Genomic DNA, 26,902 nt, shown 5'->3' with positions numbered 1-26,902 from the left:
CAATGATATTACCAATTCTGTTGAATTTGTCATTTTTCGTTGAGGCAATACTAGCCTTACAAAATAAGGCTCCTTGAGAACTTGGTCACAAAATGGGTTCTTATCATCTTATTCAATCCCATTGATAACCAAAAATGTTGAAAGTGCTAAGGCAATCGATTTGAGTAAACGTTTTCTTTATTTGTACAATATTTTTTTTTGTATAGTTTAATTTTATTGTGCTATAAGTTATACAAGAAATGTTTTTGTATACCTATTATCTATGAGGGTGGCTATGAGTAATTCAGAAATTCGTATCGGTATCAGTGCTTGTGTACTTGGCGAGAATGTACGTTTTGATTCCGGTCACAAAGCAAGCGTATTTGTCACGCAAGAGCTGTCGAGTTATTTCTCTTTTGTACCAGTATGTCCAGAAGTGGGGATTGGCTTGAGTGTCCCGCGACCAACGATTCGTCTTGTCTCTAATGAAGAACGGGTTGCCCTGGTTGAAACCAAAGACGCGAGCAAAGACTATACCCAAAGTATGTATGAATTTTCAGAGCGAAAAGTTGATGAGCTTGAACCGATGAATTTATGTGGTTATATCGTCTGTGCAAAATCGCCGACTTGCGGTATGGAACGAGTAAAAGTGTACAAACATCAACGGGCTGACAAAGAAGGGGTTGGGCTATATACCGAGACTTTAATGCGCAAGATGCCGTGGTTACCCGTTGAAGAAGATGGACGCTTACATGACCCCGTGTTGAGAGAGAATTTCATCACTCGTGTTTATTGTTTGCATGACTTTTATCAATCGATGGGTGAACAGGCTACACCCGGCAAGGTTGTCGCATTTCATTCTCGCTACAAGCTCACTTTAATGGCGCATCACCCTGAGTCATACAAAGAGTTAGGTCGTTTAGTGGCCAATATTAAACAGTACCAACCTCAAGACTTTATTAATGAATACCGCTTGGGTTTGATGGAAGCGCTCAAAAACAGAGCCAGCCGCAAAAATAACACCAATGTTCTTATGCACCTTCAAGGTTATTTCAAACGTTCTTTAACTAAAGAACAAAAGGCGGAATTGGCACAAGTAATTGATGATTACCGCACGGGTCTGTTGCCGTTGTTAGCGCCACTGACTTTACTCAAGCATTACCTGAAAATGTACCCAGATGGATATCTAGAGCAGCAGCATTACTTTGAACCTTATCCGCAACAATTAAGACTACGTTATGGACTGTAAACGATGACAGCAAAACTTTACGCAATTAGAGAAGTTGCCGATATTACAGGGGTTAAGCCCGTTACGTTACGAGCGTGGCAGCGGCGCTATCACCTCATTCAGCCGAAACGAACCGAAAAAGGGCATCGTCTTTATTCTGAGGAGAACATCGCGACTATCCGAGTTATTCAAGGTTGGCTTGCGAAAGGCGTTTCTATTGGCAAAGTCAGTGCACTGCTTGAAGGAAGTGAAAATCTTCACCAAGATCTGCCGAGTGAACAAGTTGAGCTACAAGAGCAAGAAACCCTTCTGCAGGCATTAGTAGAACTCAATAAAGGTAAAGCCGAATCGACTATTGCGACGGTATTAAAAGAGTACCCGCTGGATATTGTTGAGCAGCAGTTTGTATTCCCAATGATCGATGCGCTTGAACGAGTAAAAGGCCCATTACGCACCTTACATAAAGGGTTGTTTCAATCACTAATGATCAGCAAATTAAGTTCAATTATTGAGTCAGAAAATAAAGCAGCGACTAAGGGTAAGTGCTTGTGTGTCAGTCTTGATCCTATGTCCAGTATTTTGGCGTGGTTGTGGTTTGTGAGTAAGTCTGAAGCGGGCTATAACGTGACGGTGTTAGACGGTGTTGAAGACATCACCGCTCTGGTTGGTCATGAGGCTTTATCCTCTTACCAACACATTGCAGTTTTTGCAAATCGCTCTTTGCCTGATCACCAAATCAACGCGTTAGAAAAATTACAGCAGCAGTTAGCTAATAAGCTATCTCTGTCTGAAGTGATCTGTCGTTTACACACTTCTCTTACGTAAAAGTTCAAGGATGTAGCATGAAACTAATATGGTTGCGGCGTGATTTGCGTGCCGTTGATAATACGGCGTTGAACTATGCCATCAATTCAGGTGAGCCTGTGATTGCAGTATTTGTCGCGACACCAACGCAGTGGCAAAAACATCATATGGCCCCTATGCAGGCAGATTTTATCTACCGCCGTTTATTTGAACTTCAACGCGAACTGGAAGTACTGAACATTCCGTTGCTTTATCGTGAAGTGGGCAACTATACGCAGGCGTCGCAAACTGTGGTTGATCTCGCACAGCAGCTAAACGTTGATGAGGTTGTGGTCAATCGGGATTACGAAATCAACGAATTGGCACGTGATTTAAGCGCGAGAACGTTATGCGGGCAAAGCGATATTAATTGGAGTGAATTTGATGATAAGTGCATTCTGGCTCCGCGTAGTGTTATTAATAAACAAGGCGAGCACTTCAAAGTATTTACTCCTTTTAAGCGTGCTTGGTTATCACAGGTGACAATTCCCCAAATTGTTTCAGCTAAGCCGGCTGCGCGTCATGCCAACCCAAAGCAATATGCCAAGGAGTTGTGGGGAGATCAGTGCGTATTTTCTTTTACGCGTATTAGCAGTGAGCACTGGGCTGTGGATTTTGATTCCATACGTGGGCAATTAAGACAATTTTGTCGTGATAGAGTCGAGAATTATCAGCAAGAGCGTGATTTCCCTGCTAGGGAGTCGACGAGTTCTCTTTCTCCCTACCTCGCGATTGGTGCTCTTTCTGCACGTCAATGTATGGCGAGATTATACGCTGAGTCGTACAGCGGCGTATTATCTGAAGGTGCTCAAACCTGGCTTAGTGAACTGGTATGGCGTGAATTTTATCAACATCTCATTGTGTTCAGACCGGATTTGTGTAAAAGCAAAGATTTCGTAGTGTGGGGATCCCAGCTTGAATGGTGGGATAATCCCGCAGCATTTGAACGTTGGAAGTTGGGGCAAACTGGATTTCCAATCGTTGACGCAGCGATGCGCCAACTAAACCAAACTGGCTGGATGCACAACCGATTAAGAATGGTTGTTGCAAGCTTTTTAACCAAGGATTTACACATTGATTGGCGACTGGGTGAGCGCTACTTTATGCAAATGCTTGTTGATGGCGATTATGCAGCAAACAATGGTGGCTGGCAGTGGTGTGCTTCAACGGGATGCGATGGCCAACCTTACTTTCGGATTTTTAATCCAACCAGTCAAGGTGAGCGATTTGATCCACAAGGAACGTTTATTCGTCACTGGGTGCCAGAACTTGCGTCGTTGAGCAATCAGCTTATTCATACTCCGTGGAAGTCACCTGCTGTCAACTCATTGTCATATCCAGCGCCAATGGTTGATCACAAAGTAGAAAGAGAGATAACCTTGAGACTTTATAAAGAAGCTAAGGATAACTGATCACCATGTTACGTAAGCTACTTATGTTTTGTTGCTGTTGGGGGTTAAACTCTGCGCTATTTGCTGCGTCTTATGACTTTCCTGCCGATGGCAGCAGTTTAGTTGGGCGCACTCAATACCATGTGGTTGAGAAAGGTGAAACGTTAGCTGAAATTGCCAAACAATACGATATTGGTTTTTTGTCTTTAATGGCTGCGAATAAAGGGGTTGATCCTTTCTTGCCACAGCAAGATTTTGTGTTAACCATTCCGTCACAAATTATTTTGCCACATGTCCCTTATGAAGGGATAGTGATCAACTTAGCTGAACTGCGTTTGTATTATTTTGAGCCTGACATTCGCAAGGTACACATTTTTCCTGTCGGTATTGGTCGAATTGGCCGTGATACACCAGAGATGGAAACCTCTATTAGTCAAAAACGCCCAAACCCAACATGGACGCCACCTCAATCGATACGCAAAGAATATCAAGAAAAAGGTATAGAGCTTCCTGCTGTGGTACCAGCTGGTCCCGATAATCCCCTAGGTGAGTATGCACTACGCTTGGCATATGGTGCTGGTGACTACCTTATTCACGGCACCAATAAAGATTTTGGTATCGGTTTGCGGGTGAGTTCAGGGTGCATCCGTATGGATCCAAAGGATATTGAATGGCTTTTTAATCAAGTACAACGTGGTGAAAAAGTTCGAGTGATTGACGAACCAATAAAGGTGGCGTTAGAGCCCGATCGCAGTGTTTTTCTTGAAGCTCATGAACCATTAACCCGTAGCAATGGTAGTAAAAAGGCGTTAGTTATCCCACAAGAACTCAGTTGGTGGTTAGAGGAGTTTGGTCAGTCAGATGCCAAGGCAAGAGCAGTAATATTGGCACAAAATGGCGTGCCGGTTGAGATTGTAGCGCCAGATTTCTCTGAGGTGATCTATTAAAATATAGCAGCGGTGTTGGCTACGTTCGCTCACTCCAACCACATAGTTTATCTATGCTCATGGGGATGTACTCACTGGCTGTCTACCTGCAACTTCAAGTTGTTTGGGGTAGTAATAAGGCCTGCTTTGAGACAGGCCTTTTGATAACAATGTAATCACTTAGTCAACGTGATTATTTAGTGTATGACTGAGCAATGTTATCGATACGCTCATTAGCACGAGCCGCTTCTTCTTGCGCCGCTGCGGAAGCATCAGCAGCTTGGTTTACTTTAGAAGCGAGCATAGATTGTTCGCTCTGTAGTGCTGAGATTTGGTCACTTAGCTCACTAACTTTGTTAGTAAGTTCGTCCATTTTAGCCATTTCTTCTTCAGGGCCAGATGCACAACCAGCAAGTAGAAGTACAGAAGACGCTGCCGCTGCAATTAACATTTTGTTCATTATGAACTCCTTGTTTGTAAGATAATTACCTATAACGCCCTATACTTTTCTAAAACATCATATAGTGACGTATTCAATTGTAGACGCAATTTTAACGTTCACACAGTAGGTGAACGTCAAAATAATCCAAGAATTTCAATTTGGTGCTGGTTAATGAAAGCAATGTCTCATAATTAAGAGCGTTTTATCTATTTGATTGGCATTTAAATTATTGGAGCCCCCTTGCAACGGTTGCTGATTATTTTTATGTGATCTCTATCTATTTAAGCACCTTTCGCGCTATCATATTGTGTTTTCATTTTGACCTCTTGCCCACAATATTGCGGCAATCATACAATTTTTGGAGAATCCTTTGCAGTTTAAAGATTTAGGCTTAGATAATCGTTTGTTGAAGACACTTAAACATTATGACTTTAAGCAGGCGACAGAGATCCAACAAAAAGCGATACCAGTCGCTATTATGGGTAAAGACTTGTTGGCATCCTCTAAGACTGGTTCAGGCAAAACGTTAGCCTTCGTTTTACCTATGCTGCATAAATCTCTGAAGACAAAAGCATTGTCTGCCAAAGACCCTAGAGCGCTTATTCTTGCACCTACTCGTGAGTTAGCCAAACAAGTTTACGGTGAACTGCGTACCATGTTGAGTGGTTTAAGCTATGAAGCTGCGTTAATTGTTGGTGGTGAAAACTTCAATGATCAAGTTAAAGCTTTGCGCCGTTATCCACGCTTTATCGTTGCGACTCCAGGACGCTTAGCTGACCACCTAGAGCATCGTTCTTTGCGTTTGGATGGTTTGGATACGCTGATCTTAGATGAAGCTGACCGCATGCTTGATCTCGGTTTTTCACCTGAGTTACGACGCATTCACAATGCGGCCAACCACCGTCGTCGCCAGACATTAATGTTCTCTGCAACACTAGATCATGGCCAAGTTAATGATTTCGGTACTGAACTTCTCAAAGAGCCGAAGCGTATTTCAATTGGTGTTGCCAATGAAGAGCATAAAGATATCACCCAAAAGTTTTATCTGTGTGATCACTTAGATCATAAAGAAGCGTTGCTAGAGCGAGCGTTAGAAGAAGCGGAGTACCGTCAGGTGATTATCTTCACCGCGACGCGTGCTGACACCGATCGTCTAACTGAAAAACTGAACGAACAGAAACTGAAAGCGATCGCTTTAAGCGGTAACTTGAATCAAACGCAACGTAATACCATCATGAGCCAGTTTGAACGTGCTGTGTTCAAAATTTTGGTGACAACAGATGTGGCTTCGCGCGGGTTAGATATTGCTAACGTGACTCATGTTATCAACTTTGATATGCCCAAACACACAGAGGAATACGTGCACCGTGTTGGTCGAACGGGGCGTGCGGGCAATAAAGGTGATGCTATTTCATTAGTGGGTCCTAAAGATTGGGATAGCTTCAAACGTGTAGAAGCATTCTTACAACAAGATATTGAATTTTCAGTGTTTGAAGGACTTAAAGGTAAATTTACAGGTTTAAAACCGCGTAAACCTGCTTTCAAGAAAAATCATTCTGCGAAGAGTAAAACTGCGAAACCAAAAGCGAAGCAAACGGATAAGAAGCCGGTTAAACGTGATAAAACATTTTATCAAAATGTGGCGGTCGGTGATGCGGTATTTGTACCGAAAAAGAAAGTGGCACCTAAAGTCGACGATGAGTAATTTGCCGTCAGCAATGTTTAAAAAACCGCCGTTGTGGCGGTTTTTTTGTATTTTATGAATATGTTAGCTATCTACATCATTGAGTGTTTATCGCGGTGTTGTACTTGTTTTTTATGAGTTCTCTATCGTTGGTTTTGTTTTATCTTTTTGTTTTATAAAAATTATTTTTTTCGTTGACTGGTTGTAATCAGTCGGAACGCCCAATGCTATCCTCGTCTTCAAGGAAATATTTCACTCTGTCATCTAGTTTTCAACTAAGTGAAACACAACTGTCATATTTAAGTCCTAAAGTGAGCTTCGTTCAAGACACAACGGCAATAAAGCCTCTTAAGGAAATTTGTGATGAAAAAGACAGTAATCGGTGCAATCGCTCTTCTAGGTGCATTAGCAGTTAACCCAGTTTTCGCAAAAGAAACAATTTCTGCAGTTGGTTCTAGTAGCGTTACTCCACTGATGGAAGTTTTCTCTGAAACATACATGAAGAAAAACTCGGACGTATTTATTGAAGTTCAAGGCCCTGGTTCTTCTGCAGGTATCAAAGCGGCAAAAAATGGCAGTGCTGACATCGGTATGTCTTCACGCAGCCTAAAAGAGTCAGAAAAAGAAGCGTCACTAGTTGAAGAAGTTGTCGCTCGTGACGGTATCGCCGTTGTTGTTCACCCAAGCAACAAAGTGAAAGGCCTGACCGCAGAGCAAGTTTCTGAGATTTACAAAGGTGAAATCAGCAACTGGAAACAAGTTGGTGGTGAAGACAAGCCTATTGTCGCAATTACTCGTGATACGGCATCGGGTACTCGTGGTGCTTTCGAAGACATTATGTCACTGAAGAAAAAAATCTCAGGTAAAACCGTTTCGGCCATTTCTCAACGCGCACAAGTTGCTAATGGTAACGGTGGTTTGAAAACCATGGTGGCATCTAACCCTTACGCTATTGGCTACATCTCTTTAGGCACTGTAGATGGTTCCGTTCATGCGCTAGCGGTTGATGGAACACCGGCCTCTGTAGAAAACGTGAAGAACGGCTCTTATAAAGTCGCTCGTCCCTTCCTTGTGCTGTACAAAAAAGGCCAACCTTCTGCAGAAACACAAAAATTCTTAGATTGGATGCTTACAGCAGAAGCTCAGCAGTTGGTTGAAGGCCACCATTACATTTCAATCAACTAATTAAACTATATTTCTAAGTTTGCTCAGCCCGCTGATTAGGGCTGGGCCTTTTCTATCCACTTCGATTAGTCGAGTCGTGAGATTGATAATATGACCATCGCAACTAATAGTGAAAAGCTTATGAACAGAGTCTCTGCGCAAGCATCAAAACGCACATTACGTGCGAAAAAGCGTGTTGACTGGAAGGAACGAATCTTCCACGGCTTATTTTTAACCAGTGCCATTATCGGTATTGTTTCCCTTGCCATTATTGCTTATTTTATTTTTCGCGAAAGTATTCCAGCTTTCCAAGAAGTGGGTGTTACAGGCATTGTCCTCGGACAAGATTGGCTACCGCCAGCCCTCTATGGTGTGGCAACGATGATTGTTGCTTCAGTGGTATCAACGTTCGGCGCAGTTATTGTTGGTGTGCCGGTTGGTGTCCTGACCGCTATTTTTATCGCGGAGGTCGCTCCCAAGCGTCTTGCTGATATTATTCGTCCTGCGGTTGAATTATTAGCTGGTATTCCATCAGTGGTTTACGGCTTCTTTGGCCTTGTCATTATCGTTCCACTGATCCAAAACGTATTTCAAGTTCCTGCCGGTAATACTATTTTGGCTGGTATTATCGTACTCGGTGTGATGATTTTACCTACGGTGATTACGGTCTCTGAAACCTCTATTCGAGCGGTACCAAGAGCGTATAAAGAGGGGTCATTAGCCTTAGGCGCCTCAAGTATTTTTACTATCTTTAAGTTACTCGTTCCGGCTGCTCGTTCAGGCATTATGACAGGTGTCATTTTAGGAATTGGTCGTGCTTTAGGTGAAACGATGGCGATTATTATGGTGATGGGTAACGCACCAGCGATGCCGGAAGGTATTTTAGATTCGGCTCGTACGCTAACAGCAAATATTGCGATTGAAATGTCATACGCCAGTGGTGTGCATGCCAATGCGTTATACGCGACGGGGGTAGTGTTACTGGTTTTCATCATGATGCTTAATGCAGCACTACTCTACTTAAACCGTGAGAAAGCGAGATAATGACGATGGATACAGTAAAACTAAAACGCGCTCGCCAGTTAAAAGACAACCTACTGCAATTTTGTATCTGGATGGCGGCTGCACTAACCGTCGGTTTTTTATTTTGGATCATTTGGTACATTCTTTCAAACGGGTTACAGCATGTAGACTGGAACTTTATATCGGATGATTACACGCGTACTGGTGAAGAACACGGTATTTTCCCGATGATCGTCTCAACCATATACATGGTTATTGCATCGATTTCCGTTGCCGCGCCACTGGGTATCATGACGGCAATTTATCTGACGGAATACGCTAAAGTTGGCAGCCGTCTTGTTAAAGTTATCCGTTTTTGTACCGAGTCCCTTGCGGGGATTCCATCTATTATCTTTGGTTTGTTCGGGATGACATTCTTTGTGGTTATCTTGGGTTTAGGGTTCTCAATTTTGTCGGGTGCGCTAACGCTGAGTATTTTGATCTTGCCAGTGATCATCCGTACCACCGAAGAAGCTCTAATGGCGGTACCGCAAACCTTTCGTGAAGGCTCATATGGGCTTGGAGCATCTAAGATTTACACCATCTGGCGTCTTATTTTGCCAAGTGCAATGCCAGGTATTCTAACTTCCGTCATCCTGAGTATTGGTCGTGTGATTGGTGAGTCTGCCCCTGTATTTCTAACCGCTGGTATGGTGGCTCGTGTTCCTGATTCATTGCTAGATTCAGGACGCACTTTAACGGTTCACCTTTATAAGCTGACGACTGAGCTATTCACCATAGAAGAATGGAACCAAGCCTACGGGACAGCAACAGTATTGATAGTGGTCGTGTTATTGATCAACACGGTAACGAAGCTGATCGCCAAGCGATTTAACACTGCTTCTTATTAAGCAACGTGCTTAACACGATTAACCGAATTTAGAGACAGCATAATGAACAAATTTAATATTGAAAATTTAGATCTTTTTTACGGTGAAAACCAAGCACTGAAAGCGATTAATTTGCCAATCCCTACACGTCAAGTCACCGCTTTGATTGGTCCTTCAGGTTGTGGTAAATCCACGCTATTGCGCTGTTTGAACCGCATGAACGACTTAATTGAAGGCGTCAAAATCACCGGTAAGTTGGCAATGGATGGTCAAGATATCTACGGCAATATTGATGTGTCTGATCTGCGTATCAAAGTTGGTATGGTCTTCCAAAAGCCAAACCCATTCCCGATGAGTATCTATGAAAATGTTGCTTATGGCCTTCGTGCTCAAGGAATCAAAGATAAAAAGCATATTGATGATGTTGTTGAGCGTTCGTTGCGTGGCGCTGCATTATGGGATGAAGTGAAAGATCGATTAAAGTCTCACGCTTTTGGCCTCTCTGGTGGTCAACAGCAGCGTTTGTGTATAGCTCGTACGATTGCGATGGAGCCAGATGTTATTTTAATGGATGAACCTACTTCAGCGCTGGATCCGATTGCGACGCATAAAATTGAAGAATTAATGGAAGAATTAAAGAAAAATTACACGATCGTTATTGTCACTCACTCCATGCAGCAAGCGCGTCGTATTTCAGACCGCACCGCTTTTTTCCTCATGGGAGAATTAGTTGAACACAATGACACACAAGTGATTTTCAATAATCCACAAGATGATAGAACCATGGGTTACGTTAATGGTGACTTTGGTTAATCGTCTATAAAGAACTCATTATAACTATAAAGCGATGGTAACTTTGCCCCTCATATTGAGGGGCTTTTTTGTAGAAACTTCATTGCATACATATTTTTGTCTGCAATATGTATTAACTGGTTAATATTGCTTGAATCTTTAGGGAAAGAAGCAATACCAATGCTGGTAGAAAGCCTACCCACAGTACCATTTTCAAGGAAAAAATCTTCGTGGAAGCATTCTTTGATATGACGCTGCATAATGCTCAATTCAGTCTCGTCTACGCTGTTGATAACGATAGCAAACTCATCGCCTCCCATGCGGAATACGGAATACTCGAAAGTGGGGATCGAATATTCCAAGCGAAAAGCGACTTGCTGCAACACGCTGTCACCTACTTTATGGCCATTTTGATCATTGATTTCTTTGAAGCCGTTTAAATCAAGCAGAAAGAGAGAAAAGGGCTGTTGTGATGAAATATGATTCAGCGCTTCAAACATAGCTAAGCGATTAGCAAGCCCAGTTAAAGGGTCGGTTAAAGCTTGTTTTCTATGCGCTAAAGCCTCTTTATGAAAAATATAGCTGACTAAGCCAATACAACCGAATGTCAAAAACATCAGTAAAAACTGAATTTGGGTTAGCAAGCGGGCCTGTGCTTTTTGTTCCTGATAAAGGGGGCTTTGTAACCGAAAACTTTCGTTTACATAGCCAATAATTCGGTCATAAATGGCTCTAGCACGTATTTCAAATTGGGCTAATGTTGGTTGGTCTTTAGCGGCTAATAGGTAATTTTCTAGAATTTTAAAATCATCAAAATTGCTTTTAAAAAAGTGTTTTCCATCATCTAAATTAATGAAACTGTCGCCTTCATTGCTGTTTAAGATTAAGTCAAAGCGGCTCCAAGTCAGCTCATACTGCAACCAAATATGATCCATTTTTTCTTTTGACTCTAAAGCGTAAGGCGCTGAAGCGATCAGCTCTGAATATTCTTTAGTCAGTTGGAAAAGATACCATGTTGTGTAATTTTTCTGTTCAGTATAAGAGCTGGCTAAAGTCCGAGTGGTTGAAAGTATGTACAAATTGGCAATGATTAAGGCCGCGGACAACACGATTAGCAGTGTTTTTGCCCGAGATAAGAAGGGATGTAAAATTTTATCATTTTCAGAGTTCATCATTTGCCGATAATCGTTATTTTTTCGAGTTGCCAAACCATATGTGTGTAATAGACCTCATTGTTGATTTGTGGATATTTATCCAAATTATAGACTAACCAAAACGGTCCCTTATTTCTGATTTTCATTTCGTAACCATTCATATAGTAAGCAATAATGGGCTCATAGCGGCTTAAGTCTTCAATTGATATATTGGCTGCATAGTCGTTGATCGCGAAAAATGAAACTGAAGATACATGTCCGACTTTCAGGTAGTTCAGTAAATCAACAATTTTAAAACCGGTAAAAGTATTGGCTTGTGGGTACCAAGGTAACTGGGTCGTAAAGGTATCTTTAGGTAAAGCTTCTGCAAGTTCTGAGAGTGAGTATGTCACCACCTGTTTATTCGGCAGTGTGATTGTTAAGTGCGAAGCGTGAGCCAAAAAGCTAAAACACAAAAGTGGTAGGGTGGCTATCCATTTCATCATCAATGACCTAATTTATATTATCTTTATTATTGCTATATCCTCTAAAAGTATAAGGTGAGATTTTAATCAATGACATCACTTTTTATTTATATTTTTGTTAATTCAATGAGTTCAAACTTTAGTTTAGATCAAAAAAATCCCCACATAAGTGAGGATTTTTCGATGGATGTACTGCAACTCAATCTAGATTAAAAAATCAGATGCGCGACACCAGCAATGACCGGTAAGGTAATAAGCGTGCGTAGAATGAAGATAATGAACAATTCCAATACGTTGACAGGAATGCGGCTACCAAGCATTAATGCACCTACTTCAGACATGTAGATCAACTGGGTAACAGACATTGCAGCGATAACAAAGCGTGTCATTTCATTATCAATAGAAGAAGCCAAAATCGCAGGGATAAACATATCGGCAAAACCTACGACAATCGTTTGTGATGCTTGAACCGCTTCTGGTACGCCTAATAATTCTAAGAATGGGATAAATGGTTGTCCTAAAATCGAGAATACAGAGGTGTACTCAGCAATGACTAGCGCGATAGTTCCTAAGCCCATAACAACTGGAAGTACACCAAAAACCATGTCCATTGCGTTACGAATGCCTTCGCCAAATACAGACTTGGCTGATTTTACTTGGCTTGCTTTCGCTAAGGCTAGTTCCATACCCCATGAAAATGATGTGTGCCCACAGGGAACTGCATCGGCGTCTTTTTCTGGTTTGCTACCGTCAATATAAGTGTCTTTTTTCAAACTAAGTGGCGGCAGGCGAGGAATGATGATGGCTGCAACGAAACCAGCTAAACAGATCGTGCCATAAAAAGGTAAGAATAGGTGTTCCAGTTTTACCTGAGCAATTACAACCAGACTAAAAGTGATAGACACCGCTGAGAAGGTGGTACCAACAATGGCAGCTTCACGTTGGGTATAGAATTTATTTTCGTATTGTTTACTGGTTAGCAAAATACCGACACTACCATCACCTAACCAAGAGGCCATACAGTCGATCGCACTGCGTCCTGGTAAGTTGAATATTGGACGCATTACTTTACTCAGCAAGCTACCAAACAGTTCTAATAAGCCGAAATTAAGTAGCAAAGGTAATAGTAAACCGGCAAAAATGAAGACTGAAAATAGTGTCGGCAATAGGCCTTCGAGTACCAGACCACCAGTGTTTTCTTCCCAGATTGCTTCAGGACCAATTTGGAAATAAGTCATAACCACCGCAATACCGCCGAACACGCGTACCGCCAGCCACAGTAAGGATGGGTTAAATAGGCTATCTAGGAAGGCACTTTTGGTTATAAATGTCGGTTTGAAAAGTTTGCATACAATCGATGCTACAGACATAAAGGCGATGATGATAGTAACCAATGGCACTAAATAGTCACCTAAAATAGCTTGAATAGACTTCGCTAGGACTGCGACAGGAATAGTTAGGTCACCCTCGTAGCTGATAGGTGCCATAAATAGAAATAGACCAATCAAAGAAGGGATGAAGAACATCCAAAAGTTGCCTTGCTTATTTTGCGTTGGCGATTCTAAAGTTTGAGCATTATCTTGCATTATGTTTCTCGTGTTACCGCTAGTCAATTTATGCCAACTCCCTGGCATATTAATTCACTAAACATCCCTATTTAAGCATTGTCGGCAAGAGTATCTAGCTTTGTTTTTCTTTGCAATACTATTCATTGTATTGGGCTAAATATTCATTATTTTAATGTTGTTGCATAGCTAGGAATTGGTTGTTTGTTTTGTTAATGTTACATTGTTTGATTAATTGTTGCTATTGGTTTTGGGTTTAATCACGCTTTTTATAAATAGATAAAACCAATAAACCAGTGCTAGAGCAAAGGCAAAGTAGGCGGGGATCAATAGTGCATTTAAGCTATAGACAGTATAGAAACGAGCGCCGAGTAGCCCTCCGAGTAAGAAGCCAAAAACAATAAACAAGAACAATTTTGCTTTTCTGTAATCGAAAGGTTGGCCGCGAAAACGCGCACCAATCATGATACCCAGGTCAGTAATAATCCCTGTCATATGTGTAGTGCGTACAATCGCACCGCTGAAGGTGGTGATCATCGCATTCTGTAAGCCACATGCTGCGGAAGCAAAATAATGGCCCGCTAATGAACCATGGTTCAATGCATAAAGTGCGGCAAAGAGCAATGAGCCCTCAATGCATAAGGCGACACCATAGCGTCGGCCTAATTTTAATGCGGTACTTTCAATAAAAACACCACTGAGTGTGGCGCCCATCATAAAGCTGACAACGATCATTAATAAATGAAGAGATTGGTCATTAAAAGTTTCAAGCCCAGTACCAAGTAGTGTGATGGTTCCGGATAAATGTGAGATAGATTGATGCTGAAAACCGAGTAAACCAATGGCGTTGACTGTCCCTGCAAGTGCTGCGAGTAAAAAAGCTCCATATTCTACCCAGCGTGGAAGTTTTGAAATCAAGGTAACGCCCTCAAGTTGAAGTGGCGTAGTATAACGTGAGGGCGTTAAATTCAGCAGTAAAAATCTAAATTTGATGTTGATCTTGTTCAGTAGAGAAGAAACTTATTGCAGATTCGCGTTTCCCGTTAGGATAAAGTACATCTCATTATTATTTCCCCATGAAACTGAGATGAAAAAACGTACTCTACCTATTCCGCTCATACTACTAATTCCCATTTTGTTGTTGGTAATGGTCATTGTCGCGGGTATCTACCGATTTTCGCTATCCGATCAAGAGATACTAGGTCAACATTACCAACCAACGGTTAATGTTGATCCTATTGTTGAACAGCTTTTCAGTATCCAAGTGTCACAACCACTAACCATTCAAGTTCCACAAAGTGATGTTTTTGCTTTCGTTGACCACTTGGATGTTGAGCGAGGGATTGCTTCTGCTCAATATAGTGCTGAGGCTGAAAGAGGCGAAGTACTCATAGATACATCAACATTAAGCCTAATTTCGCAGCCTGCTCACCAAGCCCCAGTTTTTGCTGGGATTCTGATGGTTTCAAACCAAGGTTCGGGAGTTTTCTATTATCTTGCCACCTTTAGGTATGATGCTAAGCGTAGTCGTATGATTTCTGTGGATAGTCAGTGGTTAGGTGATCGGATTGTTGTCGAAAACGTTCAGTATAAGGAAAAACAGCTTGATGTTGATCTTTTAGAGCGAACGAGGGAACAATCTATGGCACAAGCGCCTACTATCAGTCAGAAGCGTCGATTTTTAGTCGATAGCGAGTATCGATTAATCGCGCCATCGCTACGTGGTGAATCAACAAAAAGTTACCCGTAGTGAATAAAAAATTAATCAGATTGCAATTCGGTATTGTAGATGTGAGTCTATTTTCTTATGATTCCTCTTTGTAGGATGTTTTTTATACTGAGATGGAGTTTGAGATGATCAATAAACGTTTTTTTAAAACAAAACAGGAAGTCGAAGTGACTTTCGAAGTGGATGCGGCTGATGTGTCGTCGACAGTCGCTATTGTGGCGGATTTTCTTGATTGGCAACCAGAGCCGATGAAGAAAGTGGCGAAAAGTAACTGTTTTAAATTCAAAACACGTTTGCCTAAAGATGCCGAGTTTCAATTTCGTTATCTGTTAGATGACCAAAAATGGGTGAATGATCCTCAGGCTGATCAATATATTGCTAATGGTTTTGGAGAGGACAACAGCCTAGTATCGACATATCAATAAGTTATCATTTTTGTTGCGATGGCATTTAAGTAATAACAAATAAGTAAGTAGTTGCTTACGCGTCAATGTATACTTAATCGAAGGCACCTCGGTGCCTTTTTTAATCACTGAATGCAATGTGATAGGTGACTTTTACAGCAGAAAGTCTTAATCTTGGAGCACTTTTGACTTAATCAACAGGGTAGATAGTGCTTCCTCGTTCTCTTCTTATGCGATTTTCTGAGCTTTCAATGCGCAAGAAAACCTCAGTGGTAGGTTTGCCCATTATAGCTGCTGCCATCGCGATTTCTTCTTCTATTTCGGATACTTCACAGCAACGTAGTATTGAGCTGTCAATCCCAGAAACCCAAATTGTCAGATCGATTTTGTCGGATGCGGTAGACGTAAAAAACCTACCAGATTACGAATATGAGATTCGCTCCGGTGATAATTTAAGTACCATATTCAATCAACTCGGTTTCAAATATCAAGATTTGATGAAAATCATGGAAACCGATTTAAACTACTTAGCACTAGATACCCTCAAACCTGGGAATATTCTAAGGTTTTGGAAAGCGCAAAATGGAGTTGCTCTTTCCAAAATGGAGTTGGAATTTAGTTTGGTTGAACGTGCGGTGTATTCACGTCTCGATGACGGTAGCTACGAGTTTAAGAATGTTACCCTTCCTGGTGTTTGGAAAGAATTTGCCATGGTCGGTGAAATTCAAGGTAGTTTTTCTCAGTCGGTCAATTCGCTAGGGTTAGGTAGTGCTGAGATTGAACAGATGGTTTCTCTGTTAAAAGATAAGCTGAATTTTACGCGGGATCTGCGAGCTGGTGACAAATTTGAAGTTGTTCAATCTCGTCAGTTTGTTGATGATAAGCTAACGGGTAATAATGAAATTCAAGCGGTCAAGATTTTCACTCGTGGTAAGAATGTCACGGCTTACTTGCACCGCGATGGTCAGTATTACGATGAAAATGGGGACAGTCTACAGCGCGCGTTTCAGCGTTACCCAACGAAAAACCACCGAATAACCTCTAATTTTGATGCACATCGCTTACATCCTGTAACCAAGCGTGTTTCACCGCATAACGGTACCGATTTTGGTGTTCCCGTTGGTACTCCGGTATTTTCTACGGGTGATGGTACGGTGATCATGACTCGTAAACACCCCTATGCCGGAAATTATGTGGTTATCCAGCACGGTACTACTTACAAAACGCGTTACCTTCATCTGAGCAAAATTTTAGTTCGCAAAGGGCAAAAAATAACACGTGGTCAGAAAATTGGTTTGTCTGGAAAGTCAGGACGCGTTACAGGTCCTCACCTTCACTATGAGTTGATGGTGCGTGATCGTGCTGTCAATGCGATGACAGCGAATATCCCGATGGCTAATTCGGTTCCTAAGAAAGAAATGGCGGGTTTCATCGCGAGACGCAATGAATTGGATGAGATGTTATTAAAGCAAGAACGCAGATACGCAGCGAACGATACATCAGTAAACGTCGGCTCTTAATCCACTGTTTGCATCCATAAAACCTCTCATCGAATTCGTGAGAGGTTTTTTTATGCCCGGCGTGCTTGTTTGATATTGTCCCAGTGGCTGACGATGGAATGCGGTGTCTCTGGCCGAGAAAAATAATAACCCTGAATTTGATCACACCCCATCGCATACAGTTTTTCGAGCGCTTCTTGGTTTTCAACCCCCTCAGCAATCAAATCAACTTGCAGCTGGTTAGCGAGTTGTACAATAAGCCAGACCACTCGTTCTGAAGTTTCATTGCACAACATATTTCTAATGAACGTTGCATCAATTTTAATACAATCAATAGGGTAGCTATGGATATAGTTGAGGCTTGAGTAACCCGTACCAAAGTCGTCTAGAGCGATGGTAAAGCCGACAAACCTTAATTTATCTAAGATATCCAGTACTTCGCTAGTTTGAGAAAGCAGAACGGTTTCAGTGAGCTCGATAGTAAATTCATTTGGCTCAAAACCAAATTGAGCAATAGTTTTCATTAGGTGGTCGATATAACGGTTTGAATTTGACAATTCATAAGCGGAGCAATTAAGGCCAAGTTTTACCTTATGACCGAGACCTTTTTCAAGCTCGAGTTTTGCGATACAAGCGAGTTCAACAATTTTTTTACCGAGATCAACAATAAGCCCTGATTGCTCGGCAGCTTCAATAAACTCTAAAGGAGAAATGGAACCAAGTGTTTCACTATTCCAGCGAGCAAGGACTTCAAAATAGTCCCACTCATCATGTGCTCGCCTGACAATGGGCTGTGTAACAACGAATATTTCACTATCACAACCGGGCGCTTTATCCAGTTCATAGCGTAAGGCATCAATGATCTGTGTGCGGCGGTGATATTGTACACTGAGAACACTGTCGTAGCACTTGATGTGTTCTCCTCGCACTTGTTTACAATCTTTCAGTGCCAAGCTTGCATTTAATATCAATTGATCTGAACTGATATTTTCTTGGTGTTTTTTGGCAATACCAATACTAAGGCTCATCTTTATCCGATGTGATGTATCGACGTAGCCGCTTTCAATGCTGCTTATTATGTTTCGACAAATGGCCAGTGGGTCTTTGGAGAAGGTAATGAAGGCAAATTCATCACCAGCAATACGAAAGGCTAAATTTTTTTCAGGAATATGTTCTAGTATTGTATTTGCAACAAATTTAATGACTTGGTCACCGATGTAATGTCCATATAAATCATTGATAGATTTAAAGTTATCAATATCTAAGTACGCTAAAGTAAACGGTTCATTGACGGTTTCGATCAAACGCTCTAATTTGTCTGAGAGATAACTGCGGTTCATTAAGTTTGTTAGGTTATCGTGAGATACTTCGTGGCTGAGCTGGTTAACAAGGCTATCTGAACGTTCACTGAGCCACTTATTACGTAGGCTGTGTACCACCATACTGGCAATAATGCTGTGATACTTTACGATAGGGTGTTCATCGTCAACTGGCGAGCAGAAAGTAGACACTAGGATGCCTAACACTTCTCCATTTTTAGCACGTAGTGGGATACCGATGTAAGACTCAATATGATTTTCACGAAGAAAATTATCATCGGGGAAAATTTTAGCCACTTGTGAAGGGTATAAGCAGTATTCTTGCTTCGATTTACCCACTTGTTCGCAAGGAGTGTTCTTCAGTTGATAGCATGTATCGTTGATAAGCCGGTTTTCACAGGCATAAGATAAGGTATGGGCTTTGTGATGCAGTTTATCCAGTTCGATAATGCATGTACAAAAACTTTGAAAATGGGTATGCAGTACCAAAGTTGCTCTATCGAATAGCTCGTTATTATCAAGTGCCAATAGCTCGTTTATGGTATCCAGACTAACTGCATCTCTAGCCAATGATGTCTTAGTCATAATGTTGCACTCAGTTTATTTTAATAATATGCACTTAGTTACTATGGTGCAGGTTAGTCTATTTTTCCAGCAACTTTGTTTACGACTTTAGGTGTAGAAAGTGAAAGTGGCGTTCATTCAACCGCTTAGACAAAATAATTTTTTGTGACTAATGGGTTGCAAAATATTGGCTATAGAGTGAGTTGAGGTGGCAGTTTTTCTTTTAAATAATTGAGGAATAACTGAGTCCTAGTATGTTGATAGTCAAGCTTTGGGTAATAAGCATAAACTGTGGCTTGATCGACGGTCACATCAGGTAATATCCTAACTAAACTTCCTGATTTAAGGTCTTCTTTGATCATCACATTGTTGGTAACAATGACTCCCATGCCATTTTTACCTGCATAAAACAGTGCTTCTGGATTGGTCGTTGCGAAATTGCCTGACAAAGAAAGACGTTGGCCGGTGGATGTTTTCAGTTCCCGCGACGTATATTCTCCCCATATCAGAATGTTATGTTGTTCGAGTTGATCCGCATTTTTGGGCATTCCATATTTCTCAATATATTGAGGGGATGCGTAAAACCCAGCTTTGTGTTCAAACAATGGGGTAGCTTTGAAGCTTAACGAGTTGAGCTGCTCTATTTCACGGCTGATAAATAAATCTAAATGTAATTCAGGAAGTTGACCTGGTGTAGTGGTGGTAAGTTGAATGCGAATGTCTGGGTAGCGTTGTAGGAATTCATCCAAATATTGCATGAGAAACTTAGAGCCGACCGAAAGCGTTGCGCCAATTTTTAATAAGCCTGCGGGGGTTTGATTGACCGAACGGGTTTCATCGACCACAGACTGCCAACTGTCTAACTGGGCTTTAGCGCGTTGATAAAATAGTGCACCAGCTTCAGTTTGAGTGACGGAACGTGTGGTTCGCTTAAGCAGTTGCACGCCAATTCTTTCTTCTAATAAATGTACACGTTTGCTGACGGCTGAGCTGGTAGTATTGAGTTTACGAGCGGCGCCGTTAAAACTGCCATCTTCCACCACTCTAATATAAGTTTTAACACTTTGTATCCAATCCATATTTACCTTATTAATTCCAAAGGGGAACTAATCCATTTCCTGAAAGCTAAATTATCATGTATGAGTTGCCAATATATACTGAAAACCTTCCGTAATACCACTTTTGTCACTGATAAAGGCCAACTCACTTACCTATGAATAGCGCTAGCAGCACATCATTTAAGAAAACCCCCATGTTACTTGCGATGATGATCATTGCGACGGGACAAGTCGGGGTGAGTATTTATTTGCCTTCATTGCCACTCATCAGTCGAGATTTGATGGTAGATCAAGCTGCAGTGCAACTATTGGTGACCTTGTTTTTGCTTGGGTTTGGTGCCTCTCAACTCTTCTACGGACCGTTATCTGATGCCGTAGGAAGGCGGCCGACTTTCATTTTAGGACAAGGTATTTACCTAGTTGGCACTGTGCTCTGTGTTTGCTTCTCTGATAACTTCACTATGCTAGAAGCCGGACGTTTATTACAAGGTCTTGGGGCTGGTAGTGCTTCAGTTCTTGGGCGTAGCGTATTACGAGATAGTTACGACGGCTCACAACTGACCAAGGCGTTGTCTTATATCGCGATCACCGCTTCAGTGATGCCGATCATCGCCCCAGTGATGGGCGGCTGGATAGCATTTCACTTAAGTTGGCATGCCGTTTTTGTCTTCGTGTTGGCTTATATTTGCGCTATTTTTATTTTAGGGTTGTGGGTACTACCTGAAACATTACCGTATTCTAAGCGTCGATTTGAACCGAGCAAAATTTGCCATAATTATTTGCTATTGATTAAAAACCCACAGGTATTGAGTAGTGCCAGCTACAACTGGATTAGTTATTTATCGAGCTTAGTAACGTTATCTGTTTTACCTTTCTTGTTACAGAATCAACTTGGCTTAACGGCTGCTGAGTATGGCACTGTGATGATTGTTCCCTCGGCTGGGTTGATGATCGGCAGTGTTTTGGTTAATTTACTTAATGGTCGTTTTTCTTCTCGGCAATTACTGATGTTAGCGATAATACTGATGTCATTTGCTGGAGCGTGGTTGTTAGCCACACCGTTGAGTGTATTTAATTTAGTTTGGGCGTTTACTTGGTTGACCATTGCCCAAGGTATTTCTTTTCCTTTATCAACCAGCATGCTGCTTGCTCCACATAAAACGCAAGCAGGCTCGGTTTCTGCTTTGTCGGGCTCAGTTCAAATGTGTTTGGCTGGGTTACTCGGTGGGCATCTTGTTAAAGTTTGGGTGACTAATCAGCCAGCTTTAGGCATCTTCTATTTGGCCACGGGGTCGTTGATGTTACTGGTTCTATTGTCATCCCAGCGTCACTTGCAAACCGAGTTCGCCTAATTTTTCTAGGCTTACTCATCCATATTGATCTGGTTTAGATATATAATCTCCAATACGTTAACCGATGGAAATGAGAATGCATCAAGAAGAATTTCAGGCACTAGTCAAAGAACTGTGTGAACAGAAAATGTTACCTCAAGCATTAGAAGTACTAAAAACCAATGAAGATCAAGAGATTGCTGAGGCTGCGCAGTCATTAACTGGGCAATTTGCTTTGGCGGAAGTTGATGGTGAACAACGAATTTACCATGTGATCATTCAAGAAAATGAGCAAGGTGAAGAGGAAGAGTTTGTTGAGCACATCATGAATGAAGGTGACGATGTGATCAAATTTATTGCGTGGTTTTTTGATGCGATGTTTGAGGTCAAACAAAAAGAGACTTATTTGTCGGCTGGCAAGACTTACAAGCAACCCAAACGTAGTTGATTGAAATTTAATTACTTAAAAGTGTGATATTTGTCTTGTTTTATTGGTTTTTATAGCTACAATCTGCCTCAGTTAAGTAATTAAATTACATTTGAGGTGATTCATGGGTTATGAATTAGGTGGAGCTTACGTTGGACAAATCATTGCTAAAAAAGCAATGTATGACTCAATGAATGGTAAGCCACAAGCAAAGAAAAAGTCTTTCATTAAGGCGTTGGTTAAGAAGTTTAGCCACAAATAAACGATGACGAATTAAAAGCCCCAGCCTATCACTAGGCTGGGGCTTTACTTTATCTATTCAATGTAAACTGAGACTGTTGAGATACTAATGATTGTCTAGGGTAGTGTTATCGATTAGCGGTTACCTTTCCAAGGTCGAGCACATTATCAGGCACGGTATCCAATTTTTTTTCTTTCAGCCAACTTTCCAACTTATCGCACCCACCAATATAACGATCATCCAACCAGATCTGTGGGACAGTCACAGGCGTTTTAGGACCAATAATTGCTTTGACTTCAGGGATCATTCGATACAAAGCGGCACTTTCTTTAACGACATCATGGTAGGTATATTCAATACCAGCCTCATCGAGCAACTTTTTCGCTTTAATACAGTATGGGCATGTTGCTTTACCATAAACAATATTGCCTTTTAAATTATCACGCTGAGCCCACTCGTTGATCACAGCTTGAACTAAGACTCCACGGTTCAAAGCTTCACCCTGGCTAACAACTTTTCCCTCTATCACTAGAATCGGTGCATGCCATGCCCCTAATTTGAGCGGCTCCCACCAGTGAGAAAGCCAATCTTTCACTTCAAGTTCAACAGCAACATCCACCAATTCGTTGTTAAAGGTGTCAGTTAGAATATCTTTGGTTAGCGTGCACTCTCCACAAGGGATATTGACTTTAAATGGTCCCCAACTGCCAGCCCAACGGTATAACGTGATTTTAATGGGTTCCGCCATTGTATTTTCCTCAACAATCTTCGCTTAAAGAATAGGAAAGGCTTATCACACCTTTTATTTCAGCGTGATGATTTTTTTGTTTCCCAGCGAGTAATAAAGGCGACCGAAGCAATGATGATAGCTGCGCCTAGCCATAAACGTCCTGGTGGTGCCCAACCAAATACAACCCAGCCAGCCAGCACATTTAATGGCAATTTTGCGTGATCAAACGGTTGAACAAAAGAAGCGTCGGCCACGGCATAGGCTTTGACAATAGCCCATTGAGCTAATGCTGTCATTGCACCGGCGAAAAGTAATATTAGCCATAATGTATTGCCTTCTGGAGTTTGCCATTCCGGTAGTGCTAATAAAAGGTTAAAGGGTGTTATAAGCACTAACAAGTAAACGACCATGGTTGAAGGTGAATCTTCAGAAGAGAGTTTTTTTACCATTAATGAGTAACAAGCCCAGAAAAAAGCAGCCCCCACAGGGAGTAGTGAAGCCCAATTAAAATTATCAGCCCAAGGCTCTAGAATGATCATCGCGCCAATAAAACCAGTTAGTGTTGCTCCCCAACGAGCCATCCCCACTTTTTCTTTTAAAAAGAGCCCAGAGCCAATGGTGGCGAAGAGCGGCGATGTCATTAATAGGGCAATACCTTGCCAAATAGGTACAGGATAGGCGAGGGCCCATAACCAAAGCTGAATACCGATAACGGATAAAAACACACGGAAAATATGTAACCCCAAATGTTGGGTACGGAGTGAACGACGAATGCCGAGTGTTGATAAATAAGGCAAAATCACTACCAGTGCAATAGCGTATTGGATGAGTGCAACAGTGGTGGATGACAGACCATAATTGATACTGGCGACTTGAGCGAGGCTATTAACTATCGCAAAAGCGAGTCCGGCAAGCAGCATCCAGCTTGCTCCTTGGAGTGGGTGATGATGTTTTAGGCTCATATAAATCGTACAGACATGAAAAGTGGTTGAATCATACTGATTTATCATGATTAAACCAATCAAGGATTTCTCTTTGCTACTTGAGGCTATAGCGTTAGTTGCTTAGAAATTGAATGATCTGGTTTATAAATGGGAGAGGTGTTTGTATCAAAAAAAACCTCCCATAGGGAGGTCAAAGAACATGAATTTGCCAGTGTTCTGCCTAACACTGAAAAGAAGCACAAACGCTGCCGTGCATTTGTATTTTATAGATAGCAGATGGCGTGCCAGTTTTTAACTATATGAAAAATAATAATATTGTTTTTTATCCGTCTCGAAGAGTGAACTAAGGTAGTGCGATATGTGTTGTTGTGGTGCAAGAATGGATAGTCGCGATTGGCTCGCTTTGAGTTGAAGATCTTACTTTTGATATTTGAATCATCAAATTTATTTCCTAGTTAGGAATATCGGTTAAACTCTGCGCTCATCTCATTCATATCAAGGAAGATTGTATGTATTCAGTCCGTTTGGGTGACCAACGAATCTCCCCTTCAAAAGTACTGTGTATTGGTCGTAATTATGTTGAGCACATTAAAGAGCTCAACAACGCTATACCAGAGCAAATGGTAGTATTTAACAAGCCGAATACCAGCATTACCACCACCTTGACTTCTTTCCATCAAGAATCACTGCATTATGAAACGGAAATTTGTTTTTTAGTTGAAAACGGAAAGTATTCAGCGGTTGGTTTGGGTTTGGATCTCACAAAGCGCGAATTGCAATCAAAGCTTAAAGCGAAAGGATTGCCATGGGAGAGAGCAAAAGCGTTTGATGGCTCAGCAGTATTCAGTCGATTTGTTCCGCTTGATGGTATCGACATCAATAGTTTGCAGTTAGAGCTATTCATCAACTGCGTTCGAGTTCAGTGCGGTGGTGTCAATCAGATGCTTTATTCACCGACCACCATTTTAGAAGAGCTCAAATCCTATACTTCGTTGCGTGATGGCGATGTGATCATGACCGGCACTCCTCAAGGTGTAGGGGAAGTACACCGTGGTGATGTATTTTTAGGACGTTTAAAATCCGCTCAAGAAACTCTTATTGAAATTGAATGGTTAGCTGAATAATGGTGCGAGTGGAGATTCCAACCAAGTCTTATTTAGGCGTTAACCACGACTATTAATGAGTGAAAATTATCAAATTAAGTACCAGAAATACCACCATGCTAGCGACCGTGGTTAGAAGCACATTCTTGGTTTTCCAAGCAATCAATCCCGCGAGTGCTGCTGCCCATAAATAAGGATTGTGCGCATTAATCCATAAATCGGTCTCTGGCATAAATACGATGGGCGCCCATATGGCAGTCAATACCGCAGGGCTTGAATAGCTAAGTAAACGTTGAATAGCAGGACTGAGTCGCAGTGGCAGTTTGGGCTCTAAAAACAGGTAGCGACTGGTAAATACAAGCGCGGTCATCGCAAGAATAGAAAGCATAATCATGATGATTTTCCTCTGCGAGGTTCAAGCGCAAGCTCGGTTATATAACCCGCGCACATAGCGCCAATACTGGCAAACATAAGGCTGCCGTTCACGTTGCACATTTTTAATGCAACAGAAAGTATCAAAGCGGTTAGCACTGCCATGAACACTGGTAAGGTTTTCACGTTGGGGATCACAATGGCAATGAAGGTTGCAGCAACCGCAAATTCTAATCCAAGTTCGTTTAAGGAGGGAATATAGCTGCCTGCAATAATACCGGCTAGGGTGGCTAGGTTCCAAATGAGGTAAAAGCTAAGTCCTGCTCCTAATGCGTACCAGCGGTTAAACTGCTTTTCGTCATGCTGCCCACAAATCGCGAACAGTTCATCAGTAAGCAAAAAACCTAAAATTATGCGCCAGCGCATAGGGAGTAGGCTAATTTTGCTGCGCATCGATACGCTGTACAAAAAATGGCGAGACGTTATGAAAAATGTGGTGATTAGCATGGTGAACAACCCAGCCCCCACTTTGAACATGCCAGTAGCCACTAACTGCGCAGAGCCTGCAAACAAAATCGCAGACAAAGCTTGGCTTTCAAATGGAGATAAGCCAGTTTCTATAGCAAATGAGCCGGCAAGTAATCCCCATGGTAAGACGGCAATACTTAGTGGCAGCATGGCAAGTGTCCCTTGCCAGAAACAATATCCCTTAGAGGTTGGGTGTTGATTATCCAAAATCACGGTACTCATCAAAAATCCTTATTCATGCTAGTGAACATATCAAGCTACGAAATTTGATCAAGTGATTGTATTACATGACGAATCTACGAGGATAGAAAACAGCGCTGTAGTGTTACTCTTAGTTCAGTTTGTGTGAAATAATAATCTAACAATGTCGTTTAAAGTGGTTTTTGGTGGTGGTAATAATGAAATTGTTGCTATAAAATCCGCCGCTTCTTGTTTTTAATAAAATCTCATCATGATCGATATTTCCATCTTGCCTGTTTATCTTACGGCAGTGATTGCCCTATTGTTGCTTCCTGGACCAGATATGTTGTTGATCGCCAGTTCAAGTATGAGTTATGGGCGACGTGTAGGCATTTTTGCAAGTTTAGGTAATGCTACTTCGGGCATCATTCTGACGCTACTTGCCGCGTTGGGGGTATCTGCGTTAATCGCCATGAGTCCTTTAGCGTTAAACGTATTGCATTTTTTAGGTGGTGCGTACCTGCTAAAAATGGGCTGGGATTGCTTGCGTGCAACCCCGGCAGATATGCCTGATCTTGATAACGACCATAAAATGGCGGCTCAGTTCTACCAACGTGCTTTGGTTAGTAACTTACTCAACCCCAAGGCACTGGTATTCTTTGTCATGTTTTTACCGCAGTTTGTCTCAAGCAATATTGGTGCAACCTCGGGTGAACAAATGTTCGCGTTAGGACTGTTACTGAATATTCTTGGCTTGACGTTTAATTTTTTATTGGTCGCATTGGCCGGAACGTTTGGACGTTCCTTACTAGAAAATGAGAAGTTTCGAACTAATCAGCACAAGTTCATGGGCGTTGTTTTTGTGTTACTTGCTTGTTGGATGCTCAGTTCTTTTATCGCTAAGTAGTCAAATTGCCAGTGAAAGCGGCATAACCGCTTTCACTGCTGC

General features: G+C 41.7%; 28 protein-coding genes. 17 read left to right on the top strand and 11 right to left on the bottom strand.

All coding sequences use genetic code 11. From position 1 onward, the window contains the following. The first annotated feature begins 274 nt into the window (after positions 1-274). Genes EYW48_RS05595 through EYW48_RS05580 form a run of 4 tightly spaced genes read left to right on the top strand, consistent with a single transcriptional unit; the run spans position 275 to position 4,388 of the window. Positions 275-1,228 (top strand): DUF523 and DUF1722 domain-containing protein, encoded by a 954-nt coding sequence (locus EYW48_RS05595; protein ID WP_053311653.1) that lies wholly within the window; start codon positions 275-277, stop codon positions 1,226-1,228. Between the two features lie 3 nt (positions 1,229-1,231). Then, complete coding sequence (locus EYW48_RS05590) at positions 1,232-2,032, top strand: MerR family transcriptional regulator (protein WP_171980046.1); 801 nt, start codon at positions 1,232-1,234, stop codon at positions 2,030-2,032. A gap of 17 nt (positions 2,033-2,049) precedes the next feature. Beyond that, positions 2,050-3,462 carry a deoxyribodipyrimidine photo-lyase gene (gene phrB / locus EYW48_RS05585; RefSeq protein ID WP_172533299.1) on the top strand — a complete coding sequence of 471 codons (1,413 nt, stop codon included), beginning with the start codon at positions 2,050-2,052 and terminating at the stop codon, positions 3,460-3,462. A 5-nt stretch (positions 3,463-3,467) separates the two neighbouring features. After that, positions 3,468-4,388 carry a L,D-transpeptidase family protein gene (locus tag EYW48_RS05580; protein WP_053311656.1) on the top strand — a complete coding sequence of 307 codons (921 nt, stop codon included), beginning with the start codon at positions 3,468-3,470 and terminating at the stop codon, positions 4,386-4,388. Positions 4,389-4,560: 172 nt separating this feature from the next. On the opposite strand, the gene EYW48_RS05575 is transcribed toward EYW48_RS05580, so the two are convergent. Continuing rightward, on the bottom strand, positions 4,561-4,827 hold the full coding sequence (locus EYW48_RS05575; protein ID WP_053311657.1) for an Lpp/OprI family alanine-zipper lipoprotein: 267 nt from the start codon (positions 4,825-4,827) through the stop codon (positions 4,561-4,563). 340 nt (positions 4,828-5,167) lie between these two features. Between EYW48_RS05575 and EYW48_RS05570 the strand changes: the two genes are divergently transcribed. The 5 genes from EYW48_RS05570 to pstB all read left to right on the top strand — a co-directional run bounded on the left by EYW48_RS05570 (position 5,168) and on the right by pstB (position 10,362). Beyond that, entirely contained in the window at positions 5,168-6,514 is a 1,347-nt protein-coding gene (locus tag EYW48_RS05570) for a DEAD/DEAH box helicase (protein ID WP_080996408.1), read from the top strand. Positions 6,515-6,856: 342 nt separating this feature from the next. Then, a complete protein-coding gene (locus tag EYW48_RS05565) occupies positions 6,857-7,678 on the top strand; it encodes a phosphate ABC transporter substrate-binding protein (RefSeq protein WP_053311659.1) in 822 nt (273 codons plus the stop codon). A 90-nt stretch (positions 7,679-7,768) separates the two neighbouring features. Further along, the gene (gene pstC, locus EYW48_RS05560) at positions 7,769-8,701 is read left to right on the top strand and encodes a phosphate ABC transporter permease subunit PstC (RefSeq protein WP_053311660.1); all 933 of its coding nucleotides are present in this window, start codon (positions 7,769-7,771) and stop codon (positions 8,699-8,701) included. Between the two features lie 5 nt (positions 8,702-8,706). Then, positions 8,707-9,570, top strand: coding sequence for a phosphate ABC transporter permease PstA (pstA, locus tag EYW48_RS05555; protein WP_053311734.1), 864 nt, complete (start codon positions 8,707-8,709; stop codon positions 9,568-9,570). A gap of 42 nt (positions 9,571-9,612) precedes the next feature. Beyond that, complete coding sequence (gene pstB / locus EYW48_RS05550; protein ID WP_053311661.1) at positions 9,613-10,362, top strand: phosphate ABC transporter ATP-binding protein PstB; 750 nt, start codon at positions 9,613-9,615, stop codon at positions 10,360-10,362. A 50-nt stretch (positions 10,363-10,412) separates the two neighbouring features. On the opposite strand, the gene EYW48_RS05545 is transcribed toward pstB, so the two are convergent. From EYW48_RS05545 to EYW48_RS05530, 4 genes are all read right to left on the bottom strand, one after another. Continuing rightward, positions 10,413-11,513, bottom strand: coding sequence for a GGDEF domain-containing protein (locus EYW48_RS05545; protein ID WP_261918549.1), 1,101 nt, complete (start codon positions 11,511-11,513; stop codon positions 10,413-10,415). Continuing rightward, the gene (locus tag EYW48_RS05540) at positions 11,513-11,980 is read right to left on the bottom strand and encodes a molybdopterin-dependent oxidoreductase (RefSeq protein ID WP_253910142.1); all 468 of its coding nucleotides are present in this window, start codon (positions 11,978-11,980) and stop codon (positions 11,513-11,515) included. Before EYW48_RS05540 ends, EYW48_RS05545 begins: the two co-directional genes overlap by 1 nt. A gap of 188 nt (positions 11,981-12,168) precedes the next feature. Next, positions 12,169-13,545 (bottom strand): YjiH family protein, encoded by a 1,377-nt coding sequence (locus EYW48_RS05535; RefSeq protein WP_053311663.1) that lies wholly within the window; start codon positions 13,543-13,545, stop codon positions 12,169-12,171. 210 nt (positions 13,546-13,755) lie between these two features. Next, complete coding sequence (locus EYW48_RS05530; RefSeq protein WP_171980654.1) at positions 13,756-14,442, bottom strand: YoaK family protein; 687 nt, start codon at positions 14,440-14,442, stop codon at positions 13,756-13,758. A gap of 169 nt (positions 14,443-14,611) precedes the next feature. Between EYW48_RS05530 and EYW48_RS05525 the strand changes: the two genes are divergently transcribed. From EYW48_RS05525 to EYW48_RS05515, 3 genes are all read left to right on the top strand, one after another. Continuing rightward, positions 14,612-15,274 (top strand): hypothetical protein, encoded by a 663-nt coding sequence (locus tag EYW48_RS05525; RefSeq protein ID WP_171980653.1) that lies wholly within the window; start codon positions 14,612-14,614, stop codon positions 15,272-15,274. A gap of 104 nt (positions 15,275-15,378) precedes the next feature. Next, positions 15,379-15,678, top strand: a complete 300-nt coding sequence (locus EYW48_RS05520; protein WP_053311665.1) for an isoamylase early set domain-containing protein — start codon at positions 15,379-15,381, stop codon at positions 15,676-15,678. Positions 15,679-15,866: 188 nt separating this feature from the next. Beyond that, positions 15,867-17,177 carry a peptidoglycan DD-metalloendopeptidase family protein gene (locus EYW48_RS05515; protein WP_171980652.1) on the top strand — a complete coding sequence of 437 codons (1,311 nt, stop codon included), beginning with the start codon at positions 15,867-15,869 and terminating at the stop codon, positions 17,175-17,177. 50 nt (positions 17,178-17,227) lie between these two features. Here EYW48_RS05515 and EYW48_RS05510 read toward each other — a convergent pair whose 3' ends face one another. Together EYW48_RS05510 and EYW48_RS05505 are read right to left on the bottom strand one after the other, a co-directional pair. Next, the gene (locus EYW48_RS05510) at positions 17,228-19,060 is read right to left on the bottom strand and encodes a bifunctional diguanylate cyclase/phosphodiesterase (protein ID WP_176245762.1); all 1,833 of its coding nucleotides are present in this window, start codon (positions 19,058-19,060) and stop codon (positions 17,228-17,230) included. A 170-nt stretch (positions 19,061-19,230) separates the two neighbouring features. Continuing rightward, positions 19,231-20,118, bottom strand: coding sequence for a LysR family transcriptional regulator (locus tag EYW48_RS05505; protein WP_171822933.1), 888 nt, complete (start codon positions 20,116-20,118; stop codon positions 19,231-19,233). A gap of 134 nt (positions 20,119-20,252) precedes the next feature. Between EYW48_RS05505 and EYW48_RS05500 the strand changes: the two genes are divergently transcribed. From EYW48_RS05500 to EYW48_RS05490, 3 genes are all read left to right on the top strand, one after another. Then, positions 20,253-21,449 (top strand): multidrug effflux MFS transporter, encoded by a 1,197-nt coding sequence (locus tag EYW48_RS05500; protein WP_171980649.1) that lies wholly within the window; start codon positions 20,253-20,255, stop codon positions 21,447-21,449. Positions 21,450-21,525: 76 nt separating this feature from the next. Beyond that, a complete protein-coding gene (locus tag EYW48_RS05495; protein WP_277431981.1) occupies positions 21,526-21,876 on the top strand; it encodes a hypothetical protein in 351 nt (116 codons plus the stop codon). Between the two features lie 103 nt (positions 21,877-21,979). After that, complete coding sequence (locus EYW48_RS05490) at positions 21,980-22,117, top strand: hypothetical protein (RefSeq protein WP_168524445.1); 138 nt, start codon at positions 21,980-21,982, stop codon at positions 22,115-22,117. A 106-nt stretch (positions 22,118-22,223) separates the two neighbouring features. On the opposite strand, the gene EYW48_RS05485 is transcribed toward EYW48_RS05490, so the two are convergent. Further along, positions 22,224-22,844: a glutaredoxin gene (locus EYW48_RS05485; RefSeq protein ID WP_171980648.1), complete on the bottom strand. Its 621-nt coding sequence runs from the start codon at positions 22,842-22,844 to the stop codon at positions 22,224-22,226. 59 nt (positions 22,845-22,903) lie between these two features. Further along, entirely contained in the window at positions 22,904-23,788 is an 885-nt protein-coding gene (locus EYW48_RS05480; protein WP_053311736.1) for a DMT family transporter, read from the bottom strand. Positions 23,789-24,279: 491 nt separating this feature from the next. Here EYW48_RS05480 and EYW48_RS05475 point away from each other — a divergent pair, with 491 nt between their 5' ends. Further along, complete coding sequence (locus EYW48_RS05475) at positions 24,280-24,894, top strand: fumarylacetoacetate hydrolase family protein (RefSeq protein ID WP_171980647.1); 615 nt, start codon at positions 24,280-24,282, stop codon at positions 24,892-24,894. Positions 24,895-24,946: 52 nt separating this feature from the next. On the opposite strand, the gene EYW48_RS05470 is transcribed toward EYW48_RS05475, so the two are convergent. Together EYW48_RS05470 and EYW48_RS05465 are read right to left on the bottom strand one after the other, a co-directional pair. Beyond that, a complete protein-coding gene (locus EYW48_RS05470) occupies positions 24,947-25,267 on the bottom strand; it encodes an AzlD domain-containing protein (RefSeq protein ID WP_053311673.1) in 321 nt (106 codons plus the stop codon). Further along, positions 25,264-25,995, bottom strand: coding sequence for an AzlC family ABC transporter permease (locus EYW48_RS05465; RefSeq protein ID WP_171980646.1), 732 nt, complete (start codon positions 25,993-25,995; stop codon positions 25,264-25,266). The genes EYW48_RS05470 and EYW48_RS05465 overlap by 4 nt, the downstream gene beginning before the upstream one ends. Before the next feature lie 229 nt (positions 25,996-26,224). On the opposite strand from EYW48_RS05465, the gene EYW48_RS05460 reads away from it, so the two are divergent. Continuing rightward, positions 26,225-26,860 (top strand): LysE family translocator, encoded by a 636-nt coding sequence (locus tag EYW48_RS05460; protein WP_168786984.1) that lies wholly within the window; start codon positions 26,225-26,227, stop codon positions 26,858-26,860. Positions 26,861-26,902: the final 42 nt, after the last annotated feature.

It is taken from the genome of Vibrio sp. 1180_3, from assembly GCF_029478545.1.
Taxonomy (GTDB): Bacteria; Pseudomonadota; Gammaproteobacteria; order Enterobacterales; family Vibrionaceae; genus Vibrio; species Vibrio aestuarianus.
The sequence above is the reverse complement of the archived record's forward strand: the minus strand, read 5'-3'. Positions and strand labels throughout refer to the sequence as shown.

Bases quoted from the DNA above. Each gene is read 5' to 3' on its own strand.
- EYW48_RS05565 (WP_053311659.1), top strand. From the start codon at position 6,857: ATGAAAAAGACAGTAATCGGTGCAATCGCTCTTCTAGGTGCATTAGCA.
- EYW48_RS05475 (WP_171980647.1), top strand. From the start codon at position 24,280: ATGTATTCAGTCCGTTTGGGTGACCAACGAATCTCCCCTTCAAAAGTA.
- EYW48_RS05590 (WP_171980046.1), top strand. From the start codon at position 1,232: ATGACAGCAAAACTTTACGCAATTAGAGAAGTTGCCGATATTACAGGG.
- pstC (WP_053311660.1), top strand. From the start codon at position 7,769: ATGACCATCGCAACTAATAGTGAAAAGCTTATGAACAGAGTCTCTGCG.
- EYW48_RS05495 (WP_277431981.1), top strand. From the start codon at position 21,526: ATGCATCAAGAAGAATTTCAGGCACTAGTCAAAGAACTGTGTGAACAG.
- EYW48_RS05575 (WP_053311657.1), bottom strand. From the start codon at position 4,827: ATGAACAAAATGTTAATTGCAGCGGCAGCGTCTTCTGTACTTCTACTT.
- EYW48_RS05460 (WP_168786984.1), top strand. From the start codon at position 26,225: ATGATCGATATTTCCATCTTGCCTGTTTATCTTACGGCAGTGATTGCC.
- pstB (WP_053311661.1), top strand. From the start codon at position 9,613: ATGAACAAATTTAATATTGAAAATTTAGATCTTTTTTACGGTGAAAAC.
- EYW48_RS05525 (WP_171980653.1), top strand. From the start codon at position 14,612: ATGAAAAAACGTACTCTACCTATTCCGCTCATACTACTAATTCCCATT.
- EYW48_RS05505 (WP_171822933.1), bottom strand. From the start codon at position 20,118: ATGGATTGGATACAAAGTGTTAAAACTTATATTAGAGTGGTGGAAGAT.
- EYW48_RS05470 (WP_053311673.1), bottom strand. From the start codon at position 25,267: ATGATTATGCTTTCTATTCTTGCGATGACCGCGCTTGTATTTACCAGT.
- phrB (WP_172533299.1), top strand. From the start codon at position 2,050: ATGAAACTAATATGGTTGCGGCGTGATTTGCGTGCCGTTGATAATACG.
- EYW48_RS05545 (WP_261918549.1), bottom strand. From the start codon at position 11,513: ATGAACTCTGAAAATGATAAAATTTTACATCCCTTCTTATCTCGGGCA.
- EYW48_RS05500 (WP_171980649.1), top strand. From the start codon at position 20,253: ATGAATAGCGCTAGCAGCACATCATTTAAGAAAACCCCCATGTTACTT.
- EYW48_RS05490 (WP_168524445.1), top strand. From the start codon at position 21,980: ATGGGTTATGAATTAGGTGGAGCTTACGTTGGACAAATCATTGCTAAA.
- EYW48_RS05580 (WP_053311656.1), top strand. From the start codon at position 3,468: ATGTTACGTAAGCTACTTATGTTTTGTTGCTGTTGGGGGTTAAACTCT.
- EYW48_RS05540 (WP_253910142.1), bottom strand. From the start codon at position 11,980: ATGATGAAATGGATAGCCACCCTACCACTTTTGTGTTTTAGCTTTTTG.
- EYW48_RS05510 (WP_176245762.1), bottom strand. From the start codon at position 19,060: ATGACTAAGACATCATTGGCTAGAGATGCAGTTAGTCTGGATACCATA.
- pstA (WP_053311734.1), top strand. From the start codon at position 8,707: ATGGATACAGTAAAACTAAAACGCGCTCGCCAGTTAAAAGACAACCTA.
- EYW48_RS05480 (WP_053311736.1), bottom strand. From the start codon at position 23,788: ATGAGCCTAAAACATCATCACCCACTCCAAGGAGCAAGCTGGATGCTG.
- EYW48_RS05520 (WP_053311665.1), top strand. From the start codon at position 15,379: ATGATCAATAAACGTTTTTTTAAAACAAAACAGGAAGTCGAAGTGACT.
- EYW48_RS05595 (WP_053311653.1), top strand. From the start codon at position 275: ATGAGTAATTCAGAAATTCGTATCGGTATCAGTGCTTGTGTACTTGGC.
- EYW48_RS05535 (WP_053311663.1), bottom strand. From the start codon at position 13,545: ATGCAAGATAATGCTCAAACTTTAGAATCGCCAACGCAAAATAAGCAA.
- EYW48_RS05465 (WP_171980646.1), bottom strand. From the start codon at position 25,995: ATGAGTACCGTGATTTTGGATAATCAACACCCAACCTCTAAGGGATAT.
- EYW48_RS05485 (WP_171980648.1), bottom strand. From the start codon at position 22,844: ATGGCGGAACCCATTAAAATCACGTTATACCGTTGGGCTGGCAGTTGG.